The 4,687-nt window shown below is 63.8% G+C and carries 4 protein-coding genes; all 4 read right to left on the bottom strand.

The genetic code is table 11. The features are described 5' to 3' along the window. Positions 1 to 1,126: sodium:solute symporter family transporter (locus tag PGX04_RS23500; protein ID WP_417584038.1), on the bottom strand; the 1,126-nt coding region annotated here is incomplete at its 3' end. Further along, positions 1,123 to 1,581 carry a DUF4212 domain-containing protein gene (locus PGX04_RS23495; RefSeq protein WP_273740729.1) on the bottom strand — a complete coding sequence of 153 codons (459 nt, stop codon included), beginning with the start codon at positions 1,579 to 1,581 and terminating at the stop codon, positions 1,123 to 1,125. The genes PGX04_RS23495 and PGX04_RS23500, both read right to left, overlap by 4 nt. Positions 1,582 to 1,654: 73 nt before the next feature. Next, positions 1,655 to 3,634: an acetate--CoA ligase gene (gene acs / locus PGX04_RS23490; RefSeq protein WP_273740728.1), complete on the bottom strand. Its 1,980-nt coding sequence runs from the start codon at positions 3,632 to 3,634 to the stop codon at positions 1,655 to 1,657. Positions 3,635 to 3,905: 271 nt separating this feature from the next. Further along, on the bottom strand, positions 3,906 to 4,687 hold a 782-nt coding region (locus PGX04_RS23485), incomplete at its 5' end, for a helix-turn-helix domain-containing protein (protein WP_273740727.1).

Genomic DNA, 4,687 nt, shown 5'->3' with positions numbered 1-4,687 from the left:
CGACGAAGCCGACGAACCACGACGGCAGGCCCGCGAGCTGTGCGGCCAACACGACGAGAACGTCACCGGCCGCGCTGGTCATGCCGGGATCGCCGTAGACGGCACCGACCTCCTCGCCGTACAGCGCGGTCCCGACAGCGGCGAAGGCGGGCGCGCTGAGGTACAGCAGCGAGATGAAGAACAGCCCCCAGGTGCACGACCAGCGGGCGACTCGCTCGTTCTTGACCGTGTAGAATCTGACCAGCACGTGGGGTAGTCCACAGGTCCCGAAGACCAGGCTGAAACAGGTCGCGACCCACAGGTAGTAGCTGCCGCCCGCGAACGGGGCGGAGAACTCGCTTCCGAGGGAATCTATCATCATCCCGTACTCGAGTTGCGGAAGCACCGTCGTGAAGCCGCCGGACCAGCCGGTCACGACCAGCCCGAGCAGGAACGCGACGATGAGGATGACGTACTGCAGGACCATGTTCTTGGTCGCGCCGAGCATCCCCGACAGCGAGAGGTAGCCGACGGTGATGACCATGAAGATCACCATCATCGTCTGGTAGGCGGACAGCGCGCCGCCGGTGATCACCGACCAGTCGCCGAGGATGTACAGTCCGACGAGTCCCATTCCGCGAGCCTGACCGAGCGCGTAGACGAAGCCGATCAGGAACGTGGTGAGCGCCGCGAGGGCGCGCGCGGCGTCGGAGTTGAAGCGATCGCCGACGAAGTCCGGCGCGGTGTACTTCCCGAACCGCCGCATCTGGGCGGCCATGAAGATCAGCAGGATGAAGTAGCCCGTCGTCCAGCCGATGACGTACGCCAGGCCGTAGACCCCTGAAATCGCGACGGTCGCGGCCACTCCGAGGTACGTCGCAGCCGACATCCAGTTGGCCCCGATGGCCATCCCGTTCTCGATGTTTCCGATCGACCGGCCGGCGACCCACATGTCGTCCGTGTCGGCGACCTGAAACATGAAGCCGGCGACGATGAACAGACCCATCATCCCGATGACGATGATCGCCGGGAGCAGTTTGAACGAGACGTTCAGGTCCTCCGGAAGCAGTGCTTCGCTCGACTGCAACGGCATCGTCTCCATCGCTCCGATCGCGAGATCCGCCAGCATCGGTGCGCCGTCGATCATTCGTCGATACCTCCGTCAGTCGCGGCCGCGTCGTCCGGGACGGAGTCGGTGTCGGTCGTTTCCGGTTCGGCAACGCCCTGTTCGATCCCGTACTTCTCGTCGATCTGATCGCGCTTGCGCGCGTACCACACCGAGAGAACGAGCGCCGCCCCCGGCCCGACGACCGCGAGCAAGAAGTAGTGCAACGGGAATCCGATCAGCGGCATCTGGGACGTCATCAGATCGGGTGCGAGACGCGTCGCCGTGATCGGTGCGAACGTCGTCAGCACCCAGATGCCGAAGCCGATCCAGATGATCTTCAGGTGATCCCGCATGAACGGAGTCGCCGGCTTCAACAGGTTGATCTCGACGTCCATGTAGTCGATCTGCCGTTCGCGCTCGACGTCGCTCATCCCACCGTCGGTCGCTATCTCGTGGGTATCGTCGCTCATATCGTGTCTGTTTTTGTCTGACATGGTTTCGTGTATCGTGTTTCGGTTCGTGTCTTTGTTTTCATCATCTCGAAGATATAGTTCTCAACGGACCGCTTCAGTCCGTTTCGACCTGTGCCGCGATGTCGTCGACGACGTCCGGGTTGCGCAGCGTCGAGGTGTTTCCGAGATCGTTCCCGCTCGCGATGTCCTCGAGCAGACGGCGCATGATCTTGCCCGAGCGCGTCTTGGGCAGTTCGTGCGTGAAGACGATCTCTTCGGGCTTGGCGATCGGTCCGATCGAGTCGAGGACGGCCGCCATGGCCTTCTCCTCGAGTTCGTCGTGCCGGTCCTCGTACCCGTCTTCGGGGATGGCGTAGACGTAGACGGCCTCGCCTTTGACCTCGTGGTCGCCGCCGACGACGGCGGCTTCGGCGACCCCTTCGACGCCCACGACGGCCGACTCGATCTCCATCGTCCCCAGCCGGTGGCCGGAGACGTTAATCACGTCGTCGACCCGGCCGAGGATGGTGATGTAGTCGTCGTCGTCTATCTTCGCCCCGTCCTCGGGGAAGTAGACCCATTCGTCGGCCTCCTCGTCGGAGTACTCCTCCCAGTACTCCTCGAGGAACCGCTCGTCGTTGTCGTACAGCGTGCGAAGCATGCCGGGCCAGGGGTTGTTGACCGTCACGTAGCCGGCCTGTCCGGCGTCGACTTCCTCGCCCTGGGTGTCGACGACGCGGGCGTCGATGCCCGGCAGCGGCGGCCCCGCCGAGCCGGGTTTCATGGTGTTGACCCCCGGCAGCGTCGTGATCATCATCCCCCCGGTTTCCGTCTGCCACCAGGTGTCGACGATCGGGCACTCCTCGTCGCCGATGTGCTTGTAGTACCACTTCCACGCACGCGGGTTGATCGGTTCTCCGACGGTGCCGAGCAAGCGCAGGCTCGAGATGTCGTGGTTCTCCGTGTACTCGGAGCCCCACTTCATGAACGCGCGGATGGCCGTCGGCGCGGTGTAGAAGATGTCGACCCCGTTCTTCTCGACGATCTCCCACAGCCGGTCCTTGTCGGGGTAGTCCGGCGTCCCCTCGTACATCACGCTCGTCGTGCCGAGCGCCATCGGTCCGTAGACGATGTAGGAGTGGCCGGTAATCCACCCGATGTCGGCCGAGCACCAGTAGGTGTCGTCGGCCTCGATGTCCAGTACCGCGTGGCTCGTCCAGGCGGTGTACGCGAGGTAGCCGCCGGTGGTGTGTTTGACCCCCTTCGGTTGGCCGGTCGTCCCCGACGTGTACATAAGGAACAGCATGTCCTCGGCGTCGCGCGGGACCGGCTCGACCGTCGACCCCTCGTGGTCGGCCACGAGTTCGTCGTAGTCGTGCTGGTTGTCCCCGAGCTCGTGATCGAGATCGTCACCGAGTCGGTCGACGACCACGACGTCTGAGACCTCGTGTTCGACGCCTTCGAGACCCTCGTTGGTCTTCGAGATGTGATCGAGCGCGTCGCCGCGACGGTAGTAGCCGTCGCAGGTGACGAGGTACTCGCTGTCGGCCGAGTTCATCCGGGTGGCCAGCGCGTCGGCCGAGAAGCCGGCGAAGACCACGCTGTGCGGTGCACCGATGCGGGCACACGCCAGCATGGCGATCGGCAGCTCCGGAACCATCGGCATGTACAGCGTGACGATGTCGTCCTCCTCGACGCCGAGGTCTCGCAGCGTCGCCGCGAAGTCCTCAACCTCGTCGAGCAGCTCGTCGTAGGTGTAGGTGCGCGTCTCGCCGAGTTCGCCTTCCCACTCGATGGCGACGCTGTCGCCCCGCCCCTCCTCGACGTGTCGGTCGAGGCAGTTGTACGACGCGTTGAGTTCACCGCCGGTGAACCACTCGTAGAACGGGGCGTTCCCGTCCTCGAGAACCGTATCGTACTCCTCGTCCCACGAGAGGAGGTCGGCGGCACGCTCCCAACACTCCGGCCAGTTCTCCTCGAACTCCTCGTGTATCCCCTGATCAGTGACGTTTGCCTGCTCGACGAACGACTCGGGAGGTTCGAACGCCTCCTGTTCTTCGAGTCGCGCCTCGAGATCGGCATTGTCCTGTGACATGGTACATCCAATCAATCTCTAACTAGCATAGTAAAGACGGCCTCTAGTTGTGCAAAATCGACCCGATACGCAGAAAGTAATCTAGTATATAATGACTATATTAGGACCTGATAATCGGTCGTCGCTCGTTCGAACGGGACAAATCGAGAGCGCAACGAACTGATCTCCCTCGAAGTGGCGTTTTATACGGATTGTTCGAGGGCGGATAGAATACCGCCTCTAGAGACGTAGCCCCGATCCGATCAGGTGACGATCCCTCGCGACGCCGTGACTACTCGTCCGGGTCGTCGAAGAACGTCCGAAGCAACTCGTGTTGGCCCTTCCGCAGGTGGTTGTGCAGCGTCGGCGAGGAGACGCCCATCGCGTCCGCGACTTCCTCGGCCGTGCTCTCCCGGGGCCAGTCGTAGTAGCCGCCGAAATACGCCGCCCGGAGCGCGGCTTCCTGTCGGTCCGTCAGTCGGTCCTCGAGACCCTCTCGGAACTCGCGGGCGGTCTGGACGGCTCGCTCGGTCTCGCGTTTTCCGACCAGTTCGGAGTCCGGGAACGCGGATCGGAGGCCGTCAACGATGGTCCGAATGTCCGCGTCGATGGCACAGTCGCCGGTGATCGTCGCCGTTCCGCCCTCGAAGACCGCTTCGTGAACCGTCACGCCGTACTCCGTGAGCGTCACGATGGGACAGGAACCGTCGACGACCAGTTCGATGCGCCAACCGTCCTCGTCGGTCTCGACCAGCCGACAGTCCTCGATCCCGGGCTCGTCGTCGGCGAGGCCGAAGACGTCGGCCGGCGACGCGCCCTCGAGACGGACGTAGTAGAGCTGCGTCGACTCGTCGATCGGGACCAGCGAGTCGAGTTCGAACCGGCAGTCGAGTCGGCGCGAAACGTCGACGAAGAACGATCGGCCGTCGCGGCAGACGACCTCGAGTTCGGTCACCCGGTCGGACAGCAGGAGGTTCCGTCGGCGGATGGCGGCGATCGCGTAGCCGACCTGCCGACCGATCGTCGCGAGCCACGCGCGTTCGTCGTCGCCGAACGCCGCCGGGTGCTCGGTCG

The organism is Natrinema soli, assembly GCF_028618695.1.
The sequence above is the reverse complement of the archived record's forward strand: the minus strand, read 5'-3'. Positions and strand labels throughout refer to the sequence as shown.

Coding starts and splice junctions, on each gene's coding strand:
- PGX04_RS23495 (WP_273740729.1), bottom strand. CDS start 1,581: ATGTCAGACAAAAACAGACACGATATGAGCGACGATACCCACGAGATA.
- acs (WP_273740728.1), bottom strand. CDS start 3,634: ATGTCACAGGACAATGCCGATCTCGAGGCGCGACTCGAAGAACAGGAG.